Source organism: Synechococcus sp. NOUM97013 (genome assembly GCF_014279815.1).
Classification (GTDB): domain Bacteria; phylum Cyanobacteriota; class Cyanobacteriia; order PCC-6307; family Cyanobiaceae; genus Synechococcus_C.
Window position 1 is genome coordinate 1,821,986 of record NZ_CP047941.1, and the last position, 21,585, is coordinate 1,843,570.

The 21,585-nt window shown below is 63.4% G+C and carries 22 protein-coding genes; 7 read left to right on the plus strand and 15 right to left on the minus strand.

Annotated features, from left to right (window positions below; all coding sequences use genetic code 11):
- The first annotated feature begins 74 nt into the window (after positions 1-74).
- Complete coding sequence (locus SynNOUM97013_RS09965) at positions 75-440, plus strand: AbrB-like transcriptional regulator (protein WP_186479597.1); 366 nt, start codon at positions 75-77, stop codon at positions 438-440.
- A 58-nt stretch (positions 441-498) separates the two neighbouring features.
- Here SynNOUM97013_RS09965 and SynNOUM97013_RS09970 read toward each other — a convergent pair whose 3' ends face one another.
- Positions 499-1,083: an HdeD family acid-resistance protein gene (locus tag SynNOUM97013_RS09970; protein WP_186479598.1), complete on the minus strand. Its 585-nt coding sequence runs from the start codon at positions 1,081-1,083 to the stop codon at positions 499-501.
- Positions 1,084-1,156: 73 nt separating this feature from the next.
- Positions 1,157-1,804 carry a riboflavin synthase gene (locus tag SynNOUM97013_RS09975; protein ID WP_186479599.1) on the minus strand — a complete coding sequence of 216 codons (648 nt, stop codon included), beginning with the start codon at positions 1,802-1,804 and terminating at the stop codon, positions 1,157-1,159.
- 65 nt (positions 1,805-1,869) lie between these two features.
- Between SynNOUM97013_RS09975 and SynNOUM97013_RS09980 the strand changes: the two genes are divergently transcribed.
- Both SynNOUM97013_RS09980 and SynNOUM97013_RS09985 read left to right on the plus strand, forming a co-directional pair.
- Positions 1,870-2,445 carry a bifunctional nuclease family protein gene (locus SynNOUM97013_RS09980; RefSeq protein WP_186481568.1) on the plus strand — a complete coding sequence of 192 codons (576 nt, stop codon included), beginning with the start codon at positions 1,870-1,872 and terminating at the stop codon, positions 2,443-2,445.
- A 14-nt stretch (positions 2,446-2,459) separates the two neighbouring features.
- On the plus strand, positions 2,460-3,593 hold the full coding sequence (locus SynNOUM97013_RS09985; RefSeq protein ID WP_186479600.1) for an aldo/keto reductase: 1,134 nt from the start codon (positions 2,460-2,462) through the stop codon (positions 3,591-3,593).
- Between the two features lie 2 nt (positions 3,594-3,595).
- Here SynNOUM97013_RS09985 and SynNOUM97013_RS09990 read toward each other — a convergent pair whose 3' ends face one another.
- Genes SynNOUM97013_RS09990 through topA form a run of 5 tightly spaced genes read right to left on the minus strand, consistent with a single transcriptional unit; the run spans position 3,596 to position 9,705 of the window.
- Complete coding sequence (locus SynNOUM97013_RS09990; RefSeq protein WP_186479601.1) at positions 3,596-4,606, minus strand: ABC transporter substrate-binding protein; 1,011 nt, start codon at positions 4,604-4,606, stop codon at positions 3,596-3,598.
- Positions 4,607-4,615: 9 nt separating this feature from the next.
- On the minus strand, positions 4,616-5,818 hold the full coding sequence (locus tag SynNOUM97013_RS09995; protein WP_186479602.1) for a nicotinate-nucleotide--dimethylbenzimidazole phosphoribosyltransferase: 1,203 nt from the start codon (positions 5,816-5,818) through the stop codon (positions 4,616-4,618).
- Positions 5,790-6,434, minus strand: a complete 645-nt coding sequence (locus SynNOUM97013_RS10000; RefSeq protein ID WP_186479603.1) for a DUF2232 domain-containing protein — start codon at positions 6,432-6,434, stop codon at positions 5,790-5,792. The genes SynNOUM97013_RS09995 and SynNOUM97013_RS10000 overlap by 29 nt, the downstream gene beginning before the upstream one ends.
- Positions 6,434-6,988 (minus strand): hypothetical protein, encoded by a 555-nt coding sequence (locus SynNOUM97013_RS10005; RefSeq protein ID WP_186479604.1) that lies wholly within the window; start codon positions 6,986-6,988, stop codon positions 6,434-6,436. The genes SynNOUM97013_RS10000 and SynNOUM97013_RS10005 overlap by 1 nt, the downstream gene beginning before the upstream one ends.
- Positions 6,988-9,705 carry a type I DNA topoisomerase gene (gene topA / locus SynNOUM97013_RS10010; protein WP_186479605.1) on the minus strand — a complete coding sequence of 906 codons (2,718 nt, stop codon included), beginning with the start codon at positions 9,703-9,705 and terminating at the stop codon, positions 6,988-6,990. Before topA ends, SynNOUM97013_RS10005 begins: the two co-directional genes overlap by 1 nt.
- A 127-nt stretch (positions 9,706-9,832) precedes the next feature.
- Here topA and SynNOUM97013_RS10015 point away from each other — a divergent pair, with 127 nt between their 5' ends.
- The 3 genes from SynNOUM97013_RS10015 to SynNOUM97013_RS10025 are packed head-to-tail and all read left to right on the plus strand — an operon-like array spanning position 9,833 to position 12,904.
- Positions 9,833-11,404 (plus strand): NAD(P)H-quinone oxidoreductase subunit N, encoded by a 1,572-nt coding sequence (locus SynNOUM97013_RS10015; protein WP_186479606.1) that lies wholly within the window; start codon positions 9,833-9,835, stop codon positions 11,402-11,404.
- The gene (locus SynNOUM97013_RS10020; protein WP_304623130.1) at positions 11,397-12,134 is read left to right on the plus strand and encodes an ABC transporter ATP-binding protein; all 738 of its coding nucleotides are present in this window, start codon (positions 11,397-11,399) and stop codon (positions 12,132-12,134) included. Before SynNOUM97013_RS10015 ends, SynNOUM97013_RS10020 begins: the two co-directional genes overlap by 8 nt.
- Before the next feature lie 29 nt (positions 12,135-12,163).
- Positions 12,164-12,904, plus strand: coding sequence for a response regulator transcription factor (locus tag SynNOUM97013_RS10025; RefSeq protein ID WP_186479608.1), 741 nt, complete (start codon positions 12,164-12,166; stop codon positions 12,902-12,904).
- Here SynNOUM97013_RS10025 and SynNOUM97013_RS10030 read toward each other — a convergent pair.
- Genes SynNOUM97013_RS10030 through SynNOUM97013_RS10050 form a run of 5 tightly spaced genes read right to left on the minus strand, consistent with a single transcriptional unit; the run spans position 12,899 to position 17,010 of the window.
- Entirely contained in the window at positions 12,899-13,867 is a 969-nt protein-coding gene (locus tag SynNOUM97013_RS10030) for a M23 family metallopeptidase (protein WP_186479609.1), read from the minus strand. The two genes, SynNOUM97013_RS10025 and SynNOUM97013_RS10030, sit on opposite strands and share 6 nt — an antisense overlap.
- Before the next feature lie 29 nt (positions 13,868-13,896).
- Positions 13,897-14,685: a biotin--[acetyl-CoA-carboxylase] ligase gene (locus tag SynNOUM97013_RS10035; protein WP_186479610.1), complete on the minus strand. Its 789-nt coding sequence runs from the start codon at positions 14,683-14,685 to the stop codon at positions 13,897-13,899.
- Complete coding sequence (locus tag SynNOUM97013_RS10040) at positions 14,664-15,857, minus strand: aminotransferase class I/II-fold pyridoxal phosphate-dependent enzyme (RefSeq protein WP_186479611.1); 1,194 nt, start codon at positions 15,855-15,857, stop codon at positions 14,664-14,666. Before SynNOUM97013_RS10040 ends, SynNOUM97013_RS10035 begins: the two co-directional genes overlap by 22 nt.
- The gene (locus tag SynNOUM97013_RS10045) at positions 15,844-16,170 is read right to left on the minus strand and encodes a co-chaperone YbbN (RefSeq protein WP_186479612.1); all 327 of its coding nucleotides are present in this window, start codon (positions 16,168-16,170) and stop codon (positions 15,844-15,846) included. Before SynNOUM97013_RS10045 ends, SynNOUM97013_RS10040 begins: the two co-directional genes overlap by 14 nt.
- Before the next feature lie 60 nt (positions 16,171-16,230).
- A complete protein-coding gene (locus SynNOUM97013_RS10050) occupies positions 16,231-17,010 on the minus strand; it encodes a PspA/IM30 family protein (protein WP_186479613.1) in 780 nt (259 codons plus the stop codon).
- A gap of 81 nt (positions 17,011-17,091) precedes the next feature.
- Here SynNOUM97013_RS10050 and SynNOUM97013_RS10055 point away from each other — a divergent pair, with 81 nt between their 5' ends.
- Positions 17,092-17,667, plus strand: coding sequence for a DUF721 domain-containing protein (locus SynNOUM97013_RS10055; protein WP_186479614.1), 576 nt, complete (start codon positions 17,092-17,094; stop codon positions 17,665-17,667).
- Here SynNOUM97013_RS10055 and SynNOUM97013_RS10060 read toward each other — a convergent pair.
- Genes SynNOUM97013_RS10060 through SynNOUM97013_RS10070 form a run of 3 tightly spaced genes read right to left on the minus strand, consistent with a single transcriptional unit; the run spans position 17,661 to position 21,567 of the window.
- The gene (locus tag SynNOUM97013_RS10060; RefSeq protein WP_186479615.1) at positions 17,661-19,505 is read right to left on the minus strand and encodes a glycosyltransferase family 39 protein; all 1,845 of its coding nucleotides are present in this window, start codon (positions 19,503-19,505) and stop codon (positions 17,661-17,663) included. The two genes, SynNOUM97013_RS10055 and SynNOUM97013_RS10060, sit on opposite strands and share 7 nt — an antisense overlap.
- Positions 19,505-20,608, minus strand: a complete 1,104-nt coding sequence (locus SynNOUM97013_RS10065; protein ID WP_186481569.1) for a glycosyltransferase — start codon at positions 20,606-20,608, stop codon at positions 19,505-19,507. Before SynNOUM97013_RS10065 ends, SynNOUM97013_RS10060 begins: the two co-directional genes overlap by 1 nt.
- Positions 20,605-21,567 (minus strand): DMT family transporter, encoded by a 963-nt coding sequence (locus tag SynNOUM97013_RS10070; RefSeq protein ID WP_186479616.1) that lies wholly within the window; start codon positions 21,565-21,567, stop codon positions 20,605-20,607. Before SynNOUM97013_RS10070 ends, SynNOUM97013_RS10065 begins: the two co-directional genes overlap by 4 nt.
- Between the last annotated feature and the right edge of the window lie 18 nt (positions 21,568-21,585).

Below are 21,585 nucleotides of genomic sequence, written 5' to 3' on the forward strand. Positions count from 1 at the left end.
TGCGGGGAATCCCCATGAATTCCTTGCCCAGGTTGCGCTCTGAAGCCAAAATTGATGTGTCTTTTCAAATAAAGATGCTGGTTGGAGAGGAGTTACTGAACAAGGCACGGGCCCTCAGCAACCGCCCTGAGGATGAAATTGCCCGTGGCTGCGGCTACGTCGGCCCCAGTGGTCGGCTGTTGCGCAAAAGCTTCTATCGCGCCCTCGTTGAAGCCAAGGGCTACAAACTGCCCTCCAATAGCAGTAGTGGCAGCGGCGGCCCACGTGGGCGTCAAGCCGATTTCCGCACGCGCGTGCACGGCAACGGCAACCTGCTGATCGGCCATGCCTACACGCGACGGCTTGACCTCGTGCCGGGCCAAGAGTTCAAGATTGAATTGAACAAGGATTCAGGCACGATCACACTGCTGCCCCTCGACGAATCCCCTGCGTCAGAGTGAGTGAGGTCACAATCGGGAAGGCCAGGCTGAACGCTGACGTTCCCGGAGCATCGATCCGTCAGGCCACAGCCGGAGGATCCTGGTCGTCATGCAGGTTGGAGCTGAAGATGATCAGTTCCAGACCACTGAACAGGAAACTGATTCCCACCAGGGTTCCGAGCACCCACAACAGACCCCAGAACTTCAGGGTGACGATCAGCAGACCCAGGACGAAGGTGATCACACCGTTGGCGATGGCCCAGCCGGCACCCGGTCGGTTGGTGTGAGCGAGGCCGTTGAAGAAGGCCACAAGCCCTTCAACAAGAAAAACGATGCCGATGGCAAGGGCGAATGCTGCCACCTGTTCAAGTGTGTCCTGGCGAAGATCTTTCAGGATCGAACCACCGGCCACGATGAACAGGGTCGACACCACCAGACGCCAGAAGCAAACCCAGCGCCCCATTCGCCCGGAACGCGCCAGGTTGCTGATCCAGCCAACAATCCCGCCGACCAGGAACAGCACGCCAACTACAGCAACAGTCCAAACTGAAGCCAACACCGGAAATAGCAGGGCAAGGATGCCCAGAACAATCAGAAGAATGCCTTCGGCGATGGAGAAGGCCTTGAACGTGCCCAGGGAGTCAGGGCGCTCATCGACAGTCATCGATGGTTCGTGATGAACAACATCCGCAAGGTATTGAGGTCACTGGAATCCGGCCATCGTTTGTGATCGTTCCTCAGCCCCAGCCGTGTTCGGCCAGCCATGCGGCGGTGACGGTGTCACCCTGCGGCTGGGGTGAGGCAGTACTGAGCAGTCGCTCCGTATAACGGGCCAGCAGGTCGATCTCCAGATTCACCGCATCCCCCACCTGCAGATCCCGCAAGGCGGTCACCGACCAGGTGTGAGGGATCACGGCCACCCAGAACTTGGCTCCCTGCTCGGCGCAGCCCGCCACGGTGAGACTGATGCCATTTACCGCAACACTGGCTTTGTCGCAGATGTAGCGACCGAAGAACGGATCCCGCCAGCGCACTTCCAGGTGCCACGACTGGGGAAGGGCCTCCACGGCCACCACCTCACCGATGCCATCCACGTGGCCGCTCACCAGGTGGCCGCCCAGACGATCGGAGAGACGCAGGGCTGGTTCGAGATTCACCGCTGCCCCCTGCGAAGCTTTGGCGCCCAGGATCGTTCGCTGCAGGGTCTCTTCGCTGACGTTCGCCAGAAAACCATCACCAACCAGCTCTGCCACGGTCAGGCAGACACCATCCACGGCCACGCTGTCACCCAGCATCAAAGGGGAGAAAGCTGCACAGCCTTCCACCAGCAGCGCATGACCACGCCGCTCGACGCGACCCACCGCCTGAACCAAACCCGTGAACATCGCCCCTCCCGCGGCCCTGTCATCTGTTCATAATCGATAGAGCGGCGGAGCCGTCCTTGGTCGAGATGAGCGTGGCGGGAATCGCCCTTGATGCCAGCAGTCGCAGTCCGATCGTGCTGCTGCGAGATCCATCCAGAACCCGTCAGGTGCCGATCTGGATTGATCAGGCCCAGGCCCACAACATCATGGCCGGCCTCAACGACACGCCACAGCCCAGGCCGCTCAGCCACGACCTCATGGCCGCTCTGCTCGAAGCAGGGCGGCTGCGATTGGAGCGAGTGATCATCCACGCCATCGAAGACAGCACCTTTCGCGCGGTGCTGCGGTTGCAGCCCCTCGATGATGAAACAGAAGACGACGATGAAAGCGATGGTGATCTGGAAAGCGATCACCGGCTGGAGATTGATGCGCGCCCCAGTGATGCCATTGCTCTGGCCATCCGCACCGGCAGCAGCGTCTGGATGCTGGAGGAAGTGGTCGCCGAGGCCTCGATCGCAGTGGATGCCGAGGCGGATGCGGAAGACAGGGACGAATTCCGTCGCTTCCTGGATCAGCTGAGCCCGGCCGCACTGGTGCGCCACCTGGAATCACGGCCCCCTGGCGATTCCCGCGACGCGCAGAGCGACACCCCGCCCTCTTGAGCCGCATCACAGCGATGCAGCATCGTTCCTTCGGTGAAGGTCCACCGGTGAGCCTGTTCACGCTGGGCACCATGCGCGCCCTGCAGGCCCCCGATCAGATGCTCACAGTGCTGCGGGCCGCCCTTACCGCGGGGGTAAACCATTTGGAAACGGCCCCTGCCTATGGCCCCGCCGAATCCTTTCTTGGGGACGCCCTGGCGCAACTGCAGAGCGAAGGGGTCCAACCGGAGGGACATGGCTGGGTGATCACCACCAAGCTGTTGCCCGGTCTCACCCTTGACGAGGGCCAAGCCGCTCTGAAGGCCAGCCTTGAGCGTCTTGGGATCAATCGTCTCGACAACCTGGCGATCCACGGCCTGAATCTGGACAGCCATCTCGACTGGGCCCTCCATGGCGAGGGCGCACGATTGATCGATTGGGCCCTGAATAGCGGAACCGTGGGCCAGGTGGGGTTCAGTAGCCACGGCTCCAATGCCCTGATCCATCAGGCAATTGACAGTCAGCGTTTCCGTTTCTGCTGTCTGCATCTGCATCTGCTCGATCCGACGCGCATGCCGCTGGCACAGCTAGCTCTGCAACAGACGATGGGTGTGCTGGCAATTTCACCCGCGGACAAGGGCGGCCGTCTTCAGGCCCCCAGCGGACAATTGGTTGAGGACTGTCGCCCGTTTCAACCACTGGAGCTCGCCTATCGCTACCTGCTGGCCGCAGGCATCAGCACGCTCAGCGTTGGCGCCCAGACCGCAACAGACCTCGAGCTGGCCCACGCGCTCGGCCAGAGCGATGGTCCCCTACAGACCGAGGAATCCCGCGCCATCGAGCGACTGGATCAGCAGCGCCGACAACGACTGGGCCACGACCTCTGCGGGCAGTGTCGCGCCTGCTTGCCCTGTCCGAATGCGGTGCCCATCCCGGATCTGCTGCGCCTGCGCAATTTGGCGCTTGGTCACGAGCTGATCGAATTCGCCAGTGAGCGTTACAACTTGATCGGCAGGGCCGGCCACTGGTGGGAAACGGTCGATGCAGATGCCTGCCAGTCCTGCGGCGACTGCCTTCCGCGCTGCCCCCATGGATTGGCCATTCCAGAGCTTCTGGCCGACACCCACCAGCGACTGGCCGCAGCACCGCGCCGACGTCTCTGGGGCTGAAGCTATGGAGCTGAAGCATCCCAGCGATCCTGCAGCGACAACTCCTGCGGAGACTCCAAGGGGAACAATGTCCAGCAGGACTCCCAGACCGTTGCGGGGGGCAGAAGGGCGGGCAGCAAGCGCTTGGGGACCCGACTGGCGGCGGCGGCGAGCATTGCAGATGGCAGGGGTGGAATCCAACCCTGCGACAACATCCGCGTCAGGAGCGGGGAGGTCCAGGCTTCCTCCACCCAAGCTTGTGGCAGTGGTTCGGAGGTGTCCTTCGGGCGCAGCAACAGCGTCCAGTGCAGAGGAGCCCCTTGCTGCGGCAGCACGACCGTCAAGCGTGGATCCTGCTGCAGGGCACGCATGCAGCGCTGCAAGGGCACAACCGCCAGCCGGGCGTCACCCTGCAACAACCAGTTCAACGCAAAGCGATCGTCAAAGCTGAGCGCAGCGGCACGCAGACGCCGCAACGGGTCAGGGCCATCGATCCGATCCGCCAGGGAAGCCAGCAGCCTTGGACTGGATGGCAGCAACAGCTTGCCCTCAAACGCCGGGTCGAGAAGGAGGTTCCAGCCTTCATCCGGATCGGGGACAGTGCCGCCTTCTCTGCGGATCAACATCACCCAAGGACTAAAGCCCACCGGCAGCAGCAGTCCCGACCAAGCCTCAGGGGTGTCGGCCAGAAACCGCTTGCCCAGTGGGCCCAGTCGGGTGACGAGCGGTGCGGCAGCGATCGCCTGGAGCTGTGATGGCGCCAGGCCTGCCAGCCAACCATCGCTCAGCGCCAGAAGATCGGTGGATGGCGGCCAGGCATCTGTCACCGCAGCGGCATTGCTGAAGGGTGCGAATGTCCAGGGGGAGGGAAGACGTCGCCGCCAGAGCGCAGGCAGGGTATCTGCTGCGGCTCTCAGGGTGGGTACGGCATTGCCACGACTGCAGCCACTGAGACCAGCTGCGGCGGTGAGGGCAGCGAGCTGGAGAAAGCGGCGGCGATTCAGCGGTGACTCCGGGGGGACAACGGCCTTCATGGTTTGAACCTACGGGGCAGGCCTGCCGTGTTGTCCATGGATCAGCAATTGATCCACTGCACGATCACAGGCCATCACCAGGCCACTAAGCGGCAAACCACGCCACTGGGCCAACAGGGTGAGCCCACCCGCGCCGACCCCCTCTTTCACATGTCCCTGCTCAAAATCCCGCAAGCGTTCCTGCCGGCTGTCGCTGAAATGCAGCCCAGCGGCATAAGCCTGTATCGACACCGAGAAATGCTGCTCCAAGTTGCGCAACAACAGCATCAGTGATGAGGGGCCCGCTGAAGCCTGCAGGCACTCCGCAGCAAGCCAGGACGTCGTGCCCAGCAGCACCTGGTTGCTCAGGCCCTGGCGCGCAGAGGGCGGCAGGGCCTGAAGCGCCAGAGCCAGCACCGCAGCCATCTGGCTGCCCCCGGCCAGCAACACCGGCTGCTTCGCCTCCACAACACCGAGAAGCAGCCCCGTCGCAAAAGCCTGGAACGGATCACCAACGGCAGCCAGCAACACCTCGATGGTGACAGCGGAACCCGTTGAACAGGACGCAAGCCCTTGGCGCACCAGGGTCTGCTTCAGCCTCATCGGGGGGTGCAAGGCGCTGCCGCTCACCAGCGTGTCCACCGGCAGACCCAAACCGGTCAGCACCGCCAGGGCCGTGGTGGTTCCGCCTGGGACGCATTCGGCCAGCAGCAAGGGCCGCCGCAATCGACTGCCGAAACGGCGACCACGCTGCAGCAACTGGCGCACCCGTTCAGGTGCCATGGCCTGCCCTGTGGAGACGCATTCCGACGGACCGAACGCAGGCGGCTCACAGCGCAGATGAGCGAACGGTGGCGGCAAGGACAGCCCCAGTGCCACCACCCGGGGTTGGAGACCGAGCTGATCACACATGACCCAGCTGATTAGAGCCGGTGACACACCGGCGGGGAGGGGAGGCAGCGGCCATCGCGGAGCCACCAACGGGCCGTTCAGCAGCAATTCCGCATCGGCGAGGGCCGTGATGCGACGGGCCTCTGGGGTGCAGCCGGCGGCGGAGATCCCCTTGGTTTCCGCAGTCCTGGTGCCAGCCAGTAGCAGCAATAGATCCGGCAGAGGTTGGGCCGGATCGCACCAGGCCCGGAGAAACGGTGTCGCGGCAGCCGGAACCGGCGTACTGGTCAACCGCTGACCTGCCGCGAGCCGGTCAGAGAGGATCGAGGGCGACCAGTCCATGCAAAAGCGGAGGCGGCTCGGGCACAGGAGCCTGCAACCGAGGAAAGATCCAGTAAGCCAGCGCATGCAGCGCAAGCACGTACACCAGCTGCTGGATGAACACCAACGCCAGGGCCATGAGCTGCACCAACAGCAGATCCGGAGCGATGGGGAGTTGCAGAAGGTCGAGCAGGCGATCCAGCAGACCAGCGCCAGCTCGGGTGATCACCAGCCACAGATTTTCTCCAACCAGAAGCGATAGCGCCACTACCCTCACCAGAAAGCCAGCAGCACCAACGAGAAGCCCGATGCCCCAGCTGAGCCACCAGCTGCGTTGATGCAACCAGCACCAGCCCATCCAGACCGACAACAAGCCGTAGGGAAACAACATCAGAGGGCCACGGACAGGCCCCATCAGGGCGACCAGCAGCAGAATCGCCACCGCCAGCCCCTCGACACCGGCGCGGCCGCCACGGCGGACCGTCAGCAGGGCTAGCGGAAGCGGCAGGGCGAGGCGGAACAGCGCACCGCCGACCGGCAGGTAGTAAAGAGCCAGCCAGATCAAAGCGGCCGCGGCCGCCAGATACGAAGACTCCATCATGCGCAGAGCCTGACGACGGCTGAGGGTTGGAGGCATCAGGAGGCGGGCTGTCGCTGCGTACTGGACGGCTGAACAAGAGAGGACTGATTCAGTTCGCGGGCAGGAACCTTCTCAATCGTTTCCACCTCAAAACCGATCCCTGCACGCCGCAGGGCTTCCGTGACCCCCTCCGCCGGTGCCGCTGGATCAGCAGCGGACAGGCGAATGGTGATCCGATAAGGACGGGTCTGTTCGGGCACAGCCCGAGCTGTCGCTGGCTGAACATCCGCTGGCTGAACATCCTTTGGCTGCACATCCTTTGGCTGCAGATCAGCTGTCGAAACCGGCTTGTCGGTGCTGGCCTGCTGACGTTCCGCGCTGGTTTGATCCTGCGGCGTTTCCTGTTCAGCGGCGCGGTCGTCCTTGGTGTCCTTGACCTCGGCCTGTTGGGGTTGGGACGATGCCACTTGAGAGGCTGCAGCCGTTGGCAGGTCCGCAGCATCCTGGCCATCGAAACTCTCGGAAAGCCGCTGACCGAAGGGGGTGCTGGAGCACGCCTGGAGCAGCATCACCAGGGGTAGCAAAGCCAAGGAAAACCGCCGGATGTCCATCAGGAATCGGCAGGTTTAATCACACGCACCGCACTGGCGCGCAGCCGCCCTGTTTTCGTAGTGGCCGGAGGCTTTTTGGCAGCAGGCTTCTTGGCCGCTGGCTTTTTCGCCGTTGACTTTTTGGCTGCAGGTTTCTTGGCGGATGCCGACTTTCGACCACCCTTCTTGCTCGCCGCCTTGGCCGCGAGAAGTTCCACCGCCTCTTCCAAGGTGACGTCGTCCGCCCCCTTTCCTTCGGGCAGAGAGGCATTGACCTTGCCCTGCTTCACGTAGAGCCCGTAGGGACCGTCATAGACCTGCACGGTCTCATCGCTGCCCTCCGGCTTGCCCAGATCCTTGAGCGCCGTGCGTCCACCACGGCCGCGTTTGGGCATGGCCAATAGTTCCAGCGCACGGGTGAGGCCGATCGCAAGCACGTCGTCATCGCCCTTGAGGGAGCGGTAGTCCTTCTCCCCTTTGCCCTTATCCAAGACCACATAGGGCCCGAAACGACCGAGACCGGCCTGCACCTTGCCGCCGTCAGGGTGCTCACCGAGGAGTCGGGGCAAGCGCAGCAAGCCCAACGCATCGTCAAGACTGAGATCTTCGGGCTTGACGCCCTTCGGCAGTGAGGCGCGCTTGGGCTTGGGGTTGTCGTCGCTGACCTGCCCCCGCTGCACATAAGGGCCGTACTGACCGAACAGCAGGTAAACCAGGTCACCGGTTTCGGGATCTTCGCCGAGTGCTTCAGGCCCATCAGCCTTCTGCTTGAGGATGAGTTCAGCCTGCTCCTGGTCGAGATCGGCAGGGGTGATCTCGCGGGGCAGGGTGGCCTTGATCAGCTCCTCCTCGCCATCGTCACCGACCCGCTTGGCCTCCAGGTAGGCACCGAAACGGCCGATGCGCACCACGCAGGGGAGACCCTCGAGATCAATGGTGCGTGATGCCCCCGGATCGATGTCACCTTCCCGTTGATGCACCTGGGATTCGAGGCCCTCATCGCCTTTGTAAAAACCTTCCAGGTAGGGCAGCCACTGCACCTTGCCATGCGAGATCTCATCGAGCGTGTTCTCCATCCGGGCGGTGAAGGAGGTGTCGACGAGATCGGGGAAATGCTCCTCAAGAAGCGCCGTCACCGCAAAGGCCGTAAAGCTGGGGGTGAGGGAGTTGTTGAGGAGAGAGGCATAGCCGCGATCCACGATCGTGCCGATGATCGACGCATAGGTGGATGGCCGGCCGATGCCCTCCTTCTCGAGCATCTTCACCAGAGAGGCTTCGGAAAAACGTGCTGGTGGCTGAGTCTGGTGACCGAGCGCTTCCACGTCCTGAAGGTTGGGAGCATCACCAACCTTCAGGGCCGGCAGCAGCACTTCCTGGCCCTCCAGCGCTGCATCGGGATCGTCGCTGCCCTCGACGTAAGCGCGGAAGAATCCGGGAAAATCGATCCGCTTGCCGCTGGCGCGGAACACTGCCTCAGCAGCACTGAGATCCACCGACAGCATGGTGAGGCGAGCTTCAGCCATCTGGCTGGCAACCGTGCGTTTCCAGATCAGTTCGTAGAGGGCCAGATCCCTGCCATCAAGGCCGGTCTCCTGGGGGGCACGGAAGCTCTCGCCAGCGGGGCGAATCGCCTCATGGGCCTCCTGCGCATTGCGGGCCTTGGTGCTGAACTGCCGGGGCGCTTTGCTCAGATATTCCTTGCCGTAGCGCGACTCCACGCAGCTGCGAGCCGCACTGATGGCCTGGTCGGAGAGATGCACCGAATCGGTGCGCATGTAGGTGATGAAGCCACGCTCGTAGAGACCCTGCGCGCAACGCATGGTCTCGCGGGCCGAGAGACGCAGTTTTCTGTTCGATTCCTGCTGCAGAGTGCTGGTGGTGAACGGCGGCACGGGCCTGCGCACCGTCGGCTTCTCTTCGACCGTAGTGACAGCCCAGGCAGCGGCTTTCACGGCTTCCGAAAGCGTGCGGGCATCGCCCTCACTCAGCAGTCGGACCTTGCTGCCCTCCTTCAGCCCACCGGTGCTCTCATCGAAGTCATTGCCGGTGGCGATCCGTTGCCCCTCCAGATGAGTGAGCTTGGCGTCGAAACGCGTGCCGGCCTGCTCAAGGGCCGCCTTCAGGTCCCAGTAACTGCCACTGCGGAACGCACGCCTGGCCCGTTCGCGCTGCACCAGCAAACGCACGGCCACCGACTGCACACGTCCGGCCGAGAGCCCCCAAGCCACCTTCTTCCACAACAGAGGCGACAGGGTGTAACCGACCAGACGGTCAAGGATTCGGCGGGTTTCCTGAGCATGGACCAGCTCCATGTCGAGCTCACGGGTCTGCTCGAGAGCGCGACCAATGGCCTCCTTGGTGATCTCGTGAAACACCATGCGCTTGACCGGCACCTTCGGCGCCAGCAGTTGCAGCAGATGCCAGCTGATGCTCTCTCCCTCGCGGTCTTCGTCAGTCGCCAGGAGCAGCTGATCAGCACCCTTGAGGGCATCTTTCAGCTCTTTCACCGTCTTCTTCTTGTCCTTCGGAACCACGTAGAGGGGCTCGAAGTCGGCTTCGGTGTTGACGCCGAGATTGGCCCACTTCTGCCCTTTTTGAGCAGCAGGTATCTCACTCGCGTTGTTGGGAAGGTCGCGCACATGTCCCATGGAGGCCTCCACCCGGAAGTCCTTGGGCAGGAATCCACGGATGGTGCGGGCCTTGGTGGGGCTCTCAACGATGACCAGGGTGTGCGCCAAAGGGGGGCCGATAACCGTTCCCTTCTTTATCGCACCGTCGCGCCAGCTGCAGCGAATTCATCGGAAGCCACAAGCCAGAACGAAAGCGCAGCTACAGTCACCCGAACCGCTCTGCCCTGCGCGCGCCATGCCCGAATTGGGTGCTTTGTTTCTTTCCACTCAGGCGTTGGCAGCCCCTGGCGACCTGCTGAACCTGGCGTTGAACGCCGGAGCTGTCGCCCCTGAGGGTGCAGTGCTGCTAGCCATGCTTGCCACCCTGCTGGTGGATCTGGCCGGCGAGAAGGTGTCCGTTCGCTGGGTTCCACCCATCTGTTACGCAGGTCTTGGCACGGCACTGGTGCTTCTGGCCCTGCAATGGAATGCGCCACTGGAAAGCTCCTTCCTGGGCGCCTTCCTGCCCGATCATCTAGCCATCGCCTTCCGAGCCGTCGTGGCAGCGTCCACCCTGCTGTCGCTGCTGATCAGCTGGCGGTATGCCGAGCAAGGAGGCACACCGGTCGGGGAATACGCCGCGATTCTTCTGGCAGCGACGCTCGGGGCGATGTTGCTCTGCGGAGCCACTGATCTGGTGAGTGTTTTCGTCTCCCTGGAGACGTTGTCCGTCGCCAGTTATCTGCTCTCCGGCTACATGAAAGGCGACGCCCGCAGCTCGGAAGCCGCGCTGAAATATCTCCTGGTGGGCTCAGCTGCAGCCGCTGTTTTTCTCTACGGTTCCTCCCTTCTCTATGGCCTCAGCGGCTCCACAAGCCTTGAGGTGATTGGTCAGGCACTGCTCACTAGCCCCACCCCTCTCGCCGCTTTGGCGCTGGTGTTCGTTCTGGCCACGGTGGCGTTCAAGATTGCAGCCGTGCCCTTTCACCAATGGACCCCCGACGTCTACGAGGGCTCACCCACGCCGGTGGTGGCGTTCCTCTCCGTGGGTTCCAAAGCCGCGGGCTTCGCACTGGCCTTGCGCCTGCTTGTGGGGTGCTTCGGCAGCTTCGACACCCAGTGGAAACTGCTCTTCACCGTTCTGGCCGTGTTGAGCATGACGCTCGGCAATGTCGTAGCCCTGGCGCAGACCTCAATGAAGCGGATGCTGGCTTACAGCTCCATCGGTCAGGCAGGCTTCGTGATGATCGGCCTGGTCTGCGGCACGGAGGACGGCTTTGCCGCAATGATCCTCTACACGGCGGCCTACCTGTTCATGAATCTGGGGGCCTTCGCCTGCATCATCCTGTTCTCGATTCGCACCGGCAGCGATCGGATTTCTGATTACGCGGGTCTGTATCAGAAGGATCCGTTGATCACGCTGGGGCTCAGCCTCTGCCTGCTCTCCCTCGGTGGCATCCCTCCGATGCTGGGTTTCTTCGGCAAGATTTATCTCTTCTTCGCCGGCTGGGCCGATCACCAGTACCTACTGGTGGTGGTAGGCCTGATCACCTCCGTGATCTCGATTTACTACTACATCGGCGTGATCAAGATGATGGTGGTGAAGGAACCTCAGGAAGCGTCCGACGTGGTGAAGGCTTATCCCGCCATTCAATGGGACACCCTTGGCCTTCCCCCCCTGCGTGTGGCCCTAGTCACCTGCGTGGTGGTTACCGCAATCGGAGGAATCCTGTCCAATCCCCTCTTCCAGTGGGCCAGCGATGCCGTTGCCGGCACACCGCTGCTGCAGCAGGCGATCGCCAGTGTTGCCGGAACCACCCTTGGCTAAGGCAGAGGGAGCCGACCGGCTCCCCGTCGCTGAACTTCGCGGCGTGAACAAGATCTATGGCAGTGGTGCCGGGCTGGTCAAAGCACTCGATCAGCTCGATCTCACCGTTTGTCAAGGCGATTACGTGGCCGTGATGGGGGCCAGCGGATCAGGCAAGAGCACAGCCATGAACATTCTCGGCTGTCTGGATCGCCCTAGCGAGGGGTCCTATTGCCTCAACGGTCAGGCTGTTGAGGACCTTGATGATGATGCGCTGGCCGACCTGCGCAACCAGCAGCTGGGATTCGTGTTTCAGCAGTTCCATCTGCTGCCCCATGCGACAGCACTGGAAAATGTGATGCTGCCGATGATCTACGCGGGAGTGCCCGTGCAGCAGCGACGCGAGCAAGCCAGCCAAGCCCTGGACCGAGTCGGTCTGGCGGATCGCATGCAGAACAGGCCGAACCAACTCTCCGGCGGCCAACAGCAGCGCGTCGCCATCGCCAGGGCCATCATCAACGAACCCAGCCTGCTGCTGGCAGATGAACCCACCGGAGCACTGGATTCCCGCACCACCGACGATGTGCTCAACCTGTTTGATGCCCTGCATGCCCAGGGAATCACGTTGGTGCTTGTGACCCACGAAGATGACGTCGCGGCACGCGCCGAACGGGTGGCCCATTTCCGCGATGGTCGTATCGAACGCTGGAACGAGCGACCCAAACCAGCTGGGTGGACAGGGACAGGCTGATTAGTCTGGGCGCGCGTGAGCTGGCCACCATGGCGTCCTCCACCGAAGCGAAGACCCGACTCCTTCTTGTGGATGACGAAGCCCGGTTGACGGAGCTGTTGTCCATGGAGCTGGAGGTGGAGGGCTACGCCGTGGAAGTGGCCGCTGACGGTGCCAGTGGCCTCATCCGTGCCCGCACAGAACCCGCTCCCGATCTGATAGTTCTGGACTGGAATCTCCCCGACTTCAGTGGCGTGGACATCTGTCAACGCATACGCAGCAGTGGCATCACCACGCCGATCCTGATGTTGACGGGGCACGATGACATCGCGGATCGCGTCACAGCACTGGATGCTGGCGTGGACGATTACCTGATCAAACCGTTCTCGATCGAAGAACTGATGGCCCGGCTCCGGGCCATGCAACGACGCGCGATCAGCTTCTCCGGTGGTGATGGCGATGCTGCCCAACCGGAAACCCTTCAGGTGGGGGATCTCACCATGAACACCAACACCCGGGATGTGAGCCGCGCGGGCCGCATGATTCAGCTGTCAGTGAAGGAATACGAGCTGCTGAACTTCCTGATGCGTGGTCAGGGCAAGGTGCTGGAGCGGGCCGACATCATGCGCGGTGTTTGGGGCGAGAACTTCTATGGCGATGACAATCTTCTGGATGTGTACATCCGCTACCTGCGTCAGAAAATCGAATCAAAGGAGTTACCCCCTTTGATCCACACCGTGCGCGGAGTGGGCTTCATCATGCGCATCGACAGCCGATCGCCGGCGTCATGACCCAGGCGGTCGTTCCAGGCTGTTCATCAGCTGGGCCACCAGCAGCGACACGGCATCCGCTCCGGATGCCGTGAGCGGATTGAGATCCAAATCGCCGGGATCCATGGCCACCCAGCCTCCTGACTGGGGCTGGCGCAATTCGAAGTGGAGATGCGGTCCCGTGCTCAGACCGGTACTGCCCACCCGACCGATCACCTCCCCCTGGCGCACGGTCTGACCCGCCTTGACATACAGCTCGGAAAGATGGCCGTAGAGCGTTCTGCGGCGAGGTTGATCATGCTCCAGTTCAACGGCGATGCCATAGCCACCGGCCAAACCGCTGCTGAGCACACGCCCCGAGAGTGCTGCCACCACAGGGGTCCCTTCCGGCGCAGCAAAATCCTTGCCGGCATGCATCAGCCATTGGCCCACGATCGGGTGGAGGCGCCATCCGAACTCACTGGTGGTGATGGCGGACCCGATGATCGGGAACAACAGCTTGCGATCACCATTGCCTGCGACGGAGGCAGGACGCGGTGACACCGCGAACACCGATTCGAGTCGGAACCCAGGGGACGGTCCTGCTAGCAGCGCACCGACGGGCACTGAAATCGGGGGCAAGGGCTGGCCATTCGGACCCAGACGACGCAGTCCGGTGAGCGCTTCATCACGGCCATTCCAGACGATGCGGGGCGAGCGAACCCCGCGACCACGCACGGCAACGCCGCTATTGCATTCCTGTCGAGACAAGGCACCACTTCGACAGGCCTGCTGGAATGCCGGCACGTTGATCGGTCGGCTGACATCACCGGTTTCCAGCTGACGACGCTCCTGCGGTGTGATCACCTGATTGCGCTCCAGAGACTCCAGCGACCGGTCAAAGGTCACCGGCGCCCGACGCGGCAGCACCTCCGGCGGTTGCACCGGAGCCTGAGGGGCGGGGAGCGAGAGCAGCAGAGGTGCCGCGAGCCAGCGCAGTGCCAACGATCGAACGCAATCTCACAGGCGAGACTTTAGAGATTCCTACCTGCACTGTCGCCCCAACGCGTCCAGCTGGTGGTCCGGGTTCCTTGACCCAGTAGAAGCTGACCATCCAGACCGATGCCGCGCACAGCCCAGTATTCACCGCTGACCGGATCTGCAACGGACGTGCTCCACAGGCGCTGCTCCGCCGCGGTCACTACCCGTTGAGGATCAGCCGCCAGCGCACTGGCACGCTCGAGGGCCAGCAGGGCATTCAATTGCCATAAGCGAAGCCGACAACGTCCTGGCGGGAGCAACTCCCGCAAGGCGATGCCCCCCTGCGGCACCGGATTGCGCACATTCAGTCCCACCCCGATCCGGGCCAGACGCACCTGATGGCCGCGAAACACCAGCTTGGGCAACACACCCGCCAGCTTGCGGGAACCGACGATCAGATCATTCGGCCACTTGATCGCTGCCGACACCCCATAGCGCTCCAGCTGCTCCGCCAAGGCCAGCGCCACGGTCAATCCAAAGAGACCCGTGGAGGGCTCGCCATTCGGCCATGGCAGCGCTGCACTCATCCAGACGCCTCCTGGCGGTGCCATCCAGAAGCGCCCGTACTGCCCGTGGGCGAAGCGTTGATGCTGGGCCAGGACCGCTCGGGGCTGACGCGCCAACCAGGGCTGCTGATGCAACCACTGCGTCAGCACCATTTCGGTGCTGGAACAGACACCCAGATGGCGCAGCTGCCACGGAGAGGCGCCCTTGTCGCGGAGCGCGTGCACCAGCCGACCTTGGGCGATGCGGACCGCTGTCAATGCTGTTGCGTCCACCATGGAGCCAGACGGGTCGCCGCCTGCTCCAGCACCTCCGTGGGCCGCACCAGGGCCAAGCGCAACCAGCCGGTGCCGGCTTCACCGAACCCGGAGCCAGGGGTCAGGGCTACACCGCAATGCTCCAGCAGCTCAGCCGCCAGCTGTTCATCCCGCCAACCGCGGGCATGGGCCCACTCCGGCACGGGCATCCAGAGGTAGAGCGCCATTGACGGTTCAGGGATCGACCATCCGAAAGCCGCCAACGCCTGACGGGTCCGATCCCGCCGTTCGCGGTACACGGGCAGCAAACGCGCAGGCCAGTCGGGATGTTGATCCAGAGCCGTGATCGCGCCTTGCTGCAGCGCCCGGCATTGGTTGAAATCCACCACACCCTTGAGTTCGCGTAAGGCCGCAATCAAAGGCGCGGCTCCGACCGCGAAGGCCAACCGGAACCCACCCAGACACCAACCCTTCGACAGGGAGAAGAACTCGATGCCGCGCTCCCGCCACTGGGGGCAGCGCAGCAGTGACGGCGCTTCGCCCTCCAGGGCCAGATCCACATAGGGATTGTCGTGAGCGAGCACAAGATCGTGACGATCACAGCGGTGCATCGCCGCATCCAACCAGGCCTGTTCGCCGGTGCAGGCGGTGGGATTGTGCGGGAAGCCCAGGACCATCAGGCGCAGTCGGTCCCACTGAGCCGCCGAGAGCGCATCGAAATCGGGAGCCCATTGCCGCTCAGCGCACAACGGCAGAGTCTCAATGGCAGCATCCGCCAGTTCGAGGCCGCCCCGATGGGAGGGGTAAGAGGGGTCGAGGATCAGCGCCGAATCCCCTGGATTAAGTACGGCGAGCGGCAGATGGGCCGTCCCCTCCTGGGAACCAACCAGCAGCAGCACCTCACTGTCGGCATCAACCGACACGCCAAAGCGCTTCTGGCACCAGGCCGCCGCGGCCTGCCGAAAAGGTTCGGTACCGGCATGCAGGCAGTAGGAGGCACTGGCAGGTTCCGTCAGAACGGAGGCCATGGCCTGCAAAGCCGCCGGCGGTGGCAGCAGATCGGTTGAACCAAGCGAAAGATCGATCAGCGGCCGTTGAGCACAAGCCGAGCTGCGTCCATACGCAGCTTTACGGCGATCGTTGCGGTCAAAAACGCCGCTGCCCAGTCGGGCCAGACGATCAGAGGTGAGCATCCAGGAAGGCCTGCAGCTGTGGGCGCGCGACGGCCCCTTCATGCCGGGCGAGTTCCACACCCTCCCGGAACAGAATCAGACAGGGAATGCCCTGCACCTTGTAGGCATCGCGAGTGGTGGGATTGCCATCCACTTCCATCTTCCCAACAGCCAGGCGCCCCTCATACGCCTCTGCGGCCCAGTCCATCAGCGGTGCCATCAACCGACAGGGACCACACCAGGGAGCCCAGAAGTCCACCAACACGGTGCCCGCTGCCTTGAGCACCTCTTGATCAAACCCTGCGTCGGTGAAATCGGAAACAGAGGCGGACACATCGGAGCTGCGAAGTACTTCGATCCTATGAACCGAAGTGCCCGCAGGAGGTCCAGCTGCTCAGAGCTTGTCGATGGAGCGGCGCAACTCTTCGAGGTCGTTGTCCACCTCCGTGACCTTGACCGGTTCGACAGTGGCATCAGCCGCTTGGTCTGCAGCAGGCAGAGCGACGGCCTCGGGACCCGCCGAGAGTTGCTGGCGTAGCGCTGCCAGTTCATCGTCGACATCGTCGCCGCCCTCCAGAGCAGCGAACTGACTTTCGAGATCAGCACCCGCCAGCTCGGCCGCCGCCTGACTGCTGGCTTCCATGGCCTCGACCTTGTCCTCCATGCGCTCGAACGCCGCCATGGCGGAGTTGCTGCCTAGGTTGCCAACGGCACTCTGCAGCTGCTGCTGCGCCTTGGCCGCCTGGGCCCGGGCCTTGAGCATGTCCTTCTTGGTCTTGGCCTCGGCGATCTTGCCTTCGAGCGCCACCAAGCTCTTCTTCAGGGTCTCGACCTGGGCGTCCTGGCCCTGCACCTGCTTGGGAAGAGACGTCGCGGTTTCCTGAAAGGTCTTGCGGCGGGTCAGCGCCTCACGGGCCAGATCCTCTTCGTTTTTCTTCAGCGCCAGCTCAGCCCGTTCGTACCAGGTGCGTGACTGCACTTCAGCCTGCTCCGCCTGATTGCGCAGGCGTTTCTGACTGGCGATCGCCATCGCCACCGCCTGGCGAAGCTTCACCAGGTCTTCCTGCATGTCCGCGACGGACTGATCGAGAATCTTGACCGGATCTTCGGCCTTGCTCACCAGATCGTTGACATTGGCGCGCAGCAGACGGCTGACCCGATTGAAGAAACCCATGAATCGCGGAGAGCGTTGCCTGAGGGTAGCGAGCGAATCAACCGCACCTGCCTAGGGTCTGACGGAAATCGGCAGATGGCCATGGGGCGCGCCCCGCAATCGCAGCGACGTCGCTTCGGCCGAGGTGAAGTGCTTCTGCCACCCACGCCTGCGCCCGCCCAACCCTTGAGCGGATGTCTGGACGCCCTCCAGAAGACCTGGCGGCAGGAAGGATCCCTGGCAGCGCTTTGGCAGGACTGGCCGACCCTGGCCGGCGATCAGCTCGCCGGGCACTGCAGACCGCTGAGCCTCCGCAACGGCGTTCTCACCGTGGGGGCCAGCCACCCCCAGTGGCGTCAGGCGCTGCTCTACAGCAAATTGCAGCTGCTGGCGACGATTCGTGCCGCGGGCCATCCGGTGAAGGATCTGCGCATCCAGCAGCACCACCCGACCGCACGCCCAACGGCAGATGACCCGCTGGAGGACTGGAAGCGCCATCCCAGCAGGATCGACGTGCACGGCATCGCGCCCTGTCCCCGTTGCGGCACGCCATCACCTGTCGGTGAAATGGCCCAGTGGGGCCATTGCAGTTTCTGCCGCCGCATTGAACTGAGCCAGGCGACAGCCGTACCCGAAGCAGAGGCCACCGCAAGAGATGCGAGTGACAGAGATCAGTAGCGCTCCGGCCTTGGCTTCCGCCAGGTGAGCACCACGCCATCGGCCTGCAATGCATCGGCGCGATCTTCCAAGCGTTCACGGTCGAGGCGCCAGAGCTCGTAGATCCCTTCACGAGCGAGGATCTGGGGTTGCAGATCCTGCCAGTGCTCCTTGGCTGCAGTGCCGGTGTTGATCACCACGAGCACCGAGGGCGATCCATCAGCAGCGGAGCGGGGGCGGCCCTCAAATCCACGCCGGCGCTCAGAGCTGAGGCGATCGGCCAGGTTCAGCAGAGCAGCCCGCGATTCGCCTTCGTAGATCACCACCTGACCGGTATAGAAGTGCAGGGAGGGCTTGAGGACGCCGATCATGGCGAGCGGTTCGCCGGGCTCTCGCTGCGCCACGACCTGCTCCGCCACAAGGCGCACAGGAAGCTGGCGCACCCGATCGCCCAGCTGAATCATCGGCACGAGCGCAAACAGCTGGAAGGCCACCAGCGGACCCTGCCAGGCGAGCAGCCGGCCCGGCACCGACGCACGCAGACACCACAGGCCCAGGAGCAGAGCAAAGGAAAAGCACACCGCCGCCCTCAGCACCAGACCACTCGCCAGCAGCTCAGCAGGCAGGGTGGGCATCTCAGGGTCCTGGATCAGAGGGACCCAGAGTGAAGACAGCCACAAGCCCACCGTCAGGATCAAGGTGAGGCCAGCCGTGCACCACCAGGCGGTGAGCAGCCCCCAACGGCGCTGAAGGGCGGCTGATCGCGCGGTAATCGCCATGATCAGCGCCGCAGCAGGCGTGGCGGGCAACCAGTAGCTGGGCAACTTGGTGGCCGCTGCGGTGAACAACAACAGCACGGCCAGCAACCAACAACCAGCGAAATCAATCAGGCTGTCGCCAGAGGGCTTGCGAGCGGTGGAAGCGCTGCCGGAGAAGCCGGCCAACACCCGTCCCAGCCCGAGCAGCAACAAGGGTGTGAATGGCAGGGATGCCACCACCAGCACTGGTCCGAAGAACCACCAGGGCTGGAGGTGGTCATTCACGACGCTCGTGAGTCGCTGAAGGTTGTGGTAGCCGAAAAAGCTGTCCCAGAACGGCTGCCCCTCCACCAGCAGTTCAGCGATGTACCAGGGAAGACTGATGGCCGCGGTGATCAGAAGTCCGGGCAGTGGCCTAAGGCAACGCCAGAGACCAGCCAGGTCACGTCGGGTGATCGCAAACAGCACCAGAGTCATGCCCGTCAGCACCACCGCAACAGGCCCCTTGGTGAGCACAGCGGTAGCCAGGAGAATCCAGGCCAGCCACCACCGCCGTCCGGATCCAGCGACATAACAACGCCATTGGCAGAGCAGGCTGAGAGCCAGCGTTCCATTGAGCAAGGCATCGCTGACGGCCGTACGGCTCCAGATCAGCACCAGGGGAGACAACCCGAAGGCCAGCGCTGCAGCCACCGCCGTTCGGCGGGGATGGTCATCCTCGGAACCGGGATGTCGCAACAGCGTGTCGCCGATGGCGAGCATCGTCACCACTGAGGCCAGCGCCGACGGCAGACGCGCCGCCCAGGTCCCAAGAGGATCCCAGTGCTGATGACAGGGAAGGGCGTACCCCAACCCCATCAACCAGTAAACGAGCGGCGGTTTGTCGAATCGGGGCAACCCGTTCACCCGCGGTGTCAGCCAGTCGCCGGTCTCGGCCATGGCCCGACCTGAGGCCGCAAACAGCGGTGGCGTTTCGTCCACCAATCCCGTGCTGCCGAGCTTCCAGCAAAAGAGCGTCATCCCCAGGCCAAGGATGAGCAACAGTCCCCGCCGGCGCTGCCGTGGCGTGAGAACGATGGGAGCTGACGAAACCGCGTTCATCAGCTGATGGTGCCATTCATTGGGATCAAGCCACGATGGATCCAGGCCTCGATCCGCGCGGCGAGGGCCTCCTGACTGGCCCACTGCTCCGTCCAGCGTCGACAGGCACGCCGGTCAATCGCCGCCACGCGTCGGGTCGCTTCGGTGAGCGCTTCGCGATCATCGGCCGTGACCAGCCATCCGGTCACACCGTGTTCAACGATCTCGCCAGGGCCACCACGGTCGTAGGCGACCACGGGAACACCACAGGCCAGGGCCTCGACGACCACGTTGCCGTAGGCCTCATTCCATTTCGGGGTGTTGAGGAAGGCACGACAACGACCCAGCTGTCGCTGCAGCTCCTCCGTGGTTTGAAAGCCACACCACTCGATCGTGCCGGCAGGCACCTGCGCTTCCACGCGGCTGGCGTAGGCAGGATCCTCCACCAGTCCCCACACCTTGAGGGGCTCGCCCAGCGCTGCCGCCACAGCCGCTGCATCCTCCAGCCCCTTCTCGGGAGCCACACGACCGGCCCAGCCCAGGGGACCATCGCCGCTGAGCTGCAGCCCATAGCGGGACAGGTCAAAGCCATTGCCCACCACCTCAGGCGGATGGGGAAGAGCAAAATCACTGGCCTGACGTCGCGTGTGAAAGGCCATGCGGCGCTGATCCCAGCGCGCCAGATCCTGAATGGCCCGATCCATCAGGGACGACACCGATCCCATGCTCACCAGGTGGAAGATGGGACTGGCCACATGGGGGGTGAGCCAGAGCGGCAGCCAGTCGTAGCCGAAGTTGAGCACTGCATCGGCATCGGCAGCGAGCGCGAGAGCACGATCCCAGAGCTGCGGCAGCACCCCATCCAGTGGGATCTGCATCGCGGCCTCACGGTCGGCGTGCTGCCAGCTGGGCTGATCCAGGCCAGGCGCCGTGTGCAGGGTGACCGAACCATCCAATGCAGGGAGATGAGAGCCGGAGGGAGCCACCACATGCAGGCGATGTCCGCGGCCCACCAGACCTTTGAGCACCGACGTGAAGGTGAGTTCAACACCACCGCCGCGCCCACTGCCGAGCTGCCCGATGGGTGTGCTGACCAGCACCAGGGTCAGAGGCCGATCCGTCATGCCTTGAGATCTCCAGGACTGCTGATCGGTGATGAGATCCATGGTTCCCAGAGGCGTTGGCGTTGACTGACCAACAGGACGGACAACAGCACCAGCAGCACGGAGAACCATTGCAGCGGCTGGAGACGCTCGCCCAACAGAACGCCACCCGATGCGAGGGCGAAGACGGGAGTTAGAAAGCCAAGCGTGCTGAAACCGGTGAGGTCTTCACGGTTGGCAAACCAGAAGAACAGGGCGTAAGCCAGAGCGCTGCCCAGCAGAGACGCATAGGCCATCTGGGCCCAGTTCCAGAGGGTCCAGGCCGGGAGCAGCGCCGTGCTGCTGTCGAGAGCATGGAGGAGCAGCAGTGGGATTCCCCCGAGGACCATGTGCCAGCCGGTGACCGAGATCGGATCACTGCGCTTGCAGGCGAAACGGCTGAGCACGGTGCCGAAGGCCATGGCCAGCGCTGCCAGCAGCATCCAGCCAGTGCCTTGCTGCCATCCCGACTGCAGAGCTGAAAGATCGGCCTGAAGCCACCAGTGCTGAAGCAATGGGGCCGGCACCCCCAGGCAGACGATTCCGGCCAACCCCACCACCAGACCGATCCAGCCAATGGGGTTGATCGACTCCGCGAACAGCCAGCGGGCTAGCAGGGCAACGATCAACGGCTGGGAATCGATTAACACCGAACCGAGACCGGCACCGGTGCCCTGCAGCCCCTTGGCGAGGCAGAACTGAAACAGAACCGCATCCACCAGGGTGAACAGCAGGAACCAGCCGCGGTCCCCCGGATCGATCGCCAGCGAACGACCCAGCCATGTCACAGCCATCAGGATCACCACACCGGCCGGCAACAACCGCAAACAAGCCACCAGAGGAGCGCCACCGGATTGCACAAGGGGCGCCATCGCTGCCATTGCCGTTCCCCAGAGGGCAAACGGCAAAACCATGAGCAGACCACGCTGCAGCGTCGTCATGAAATTGGGCCGACAGGG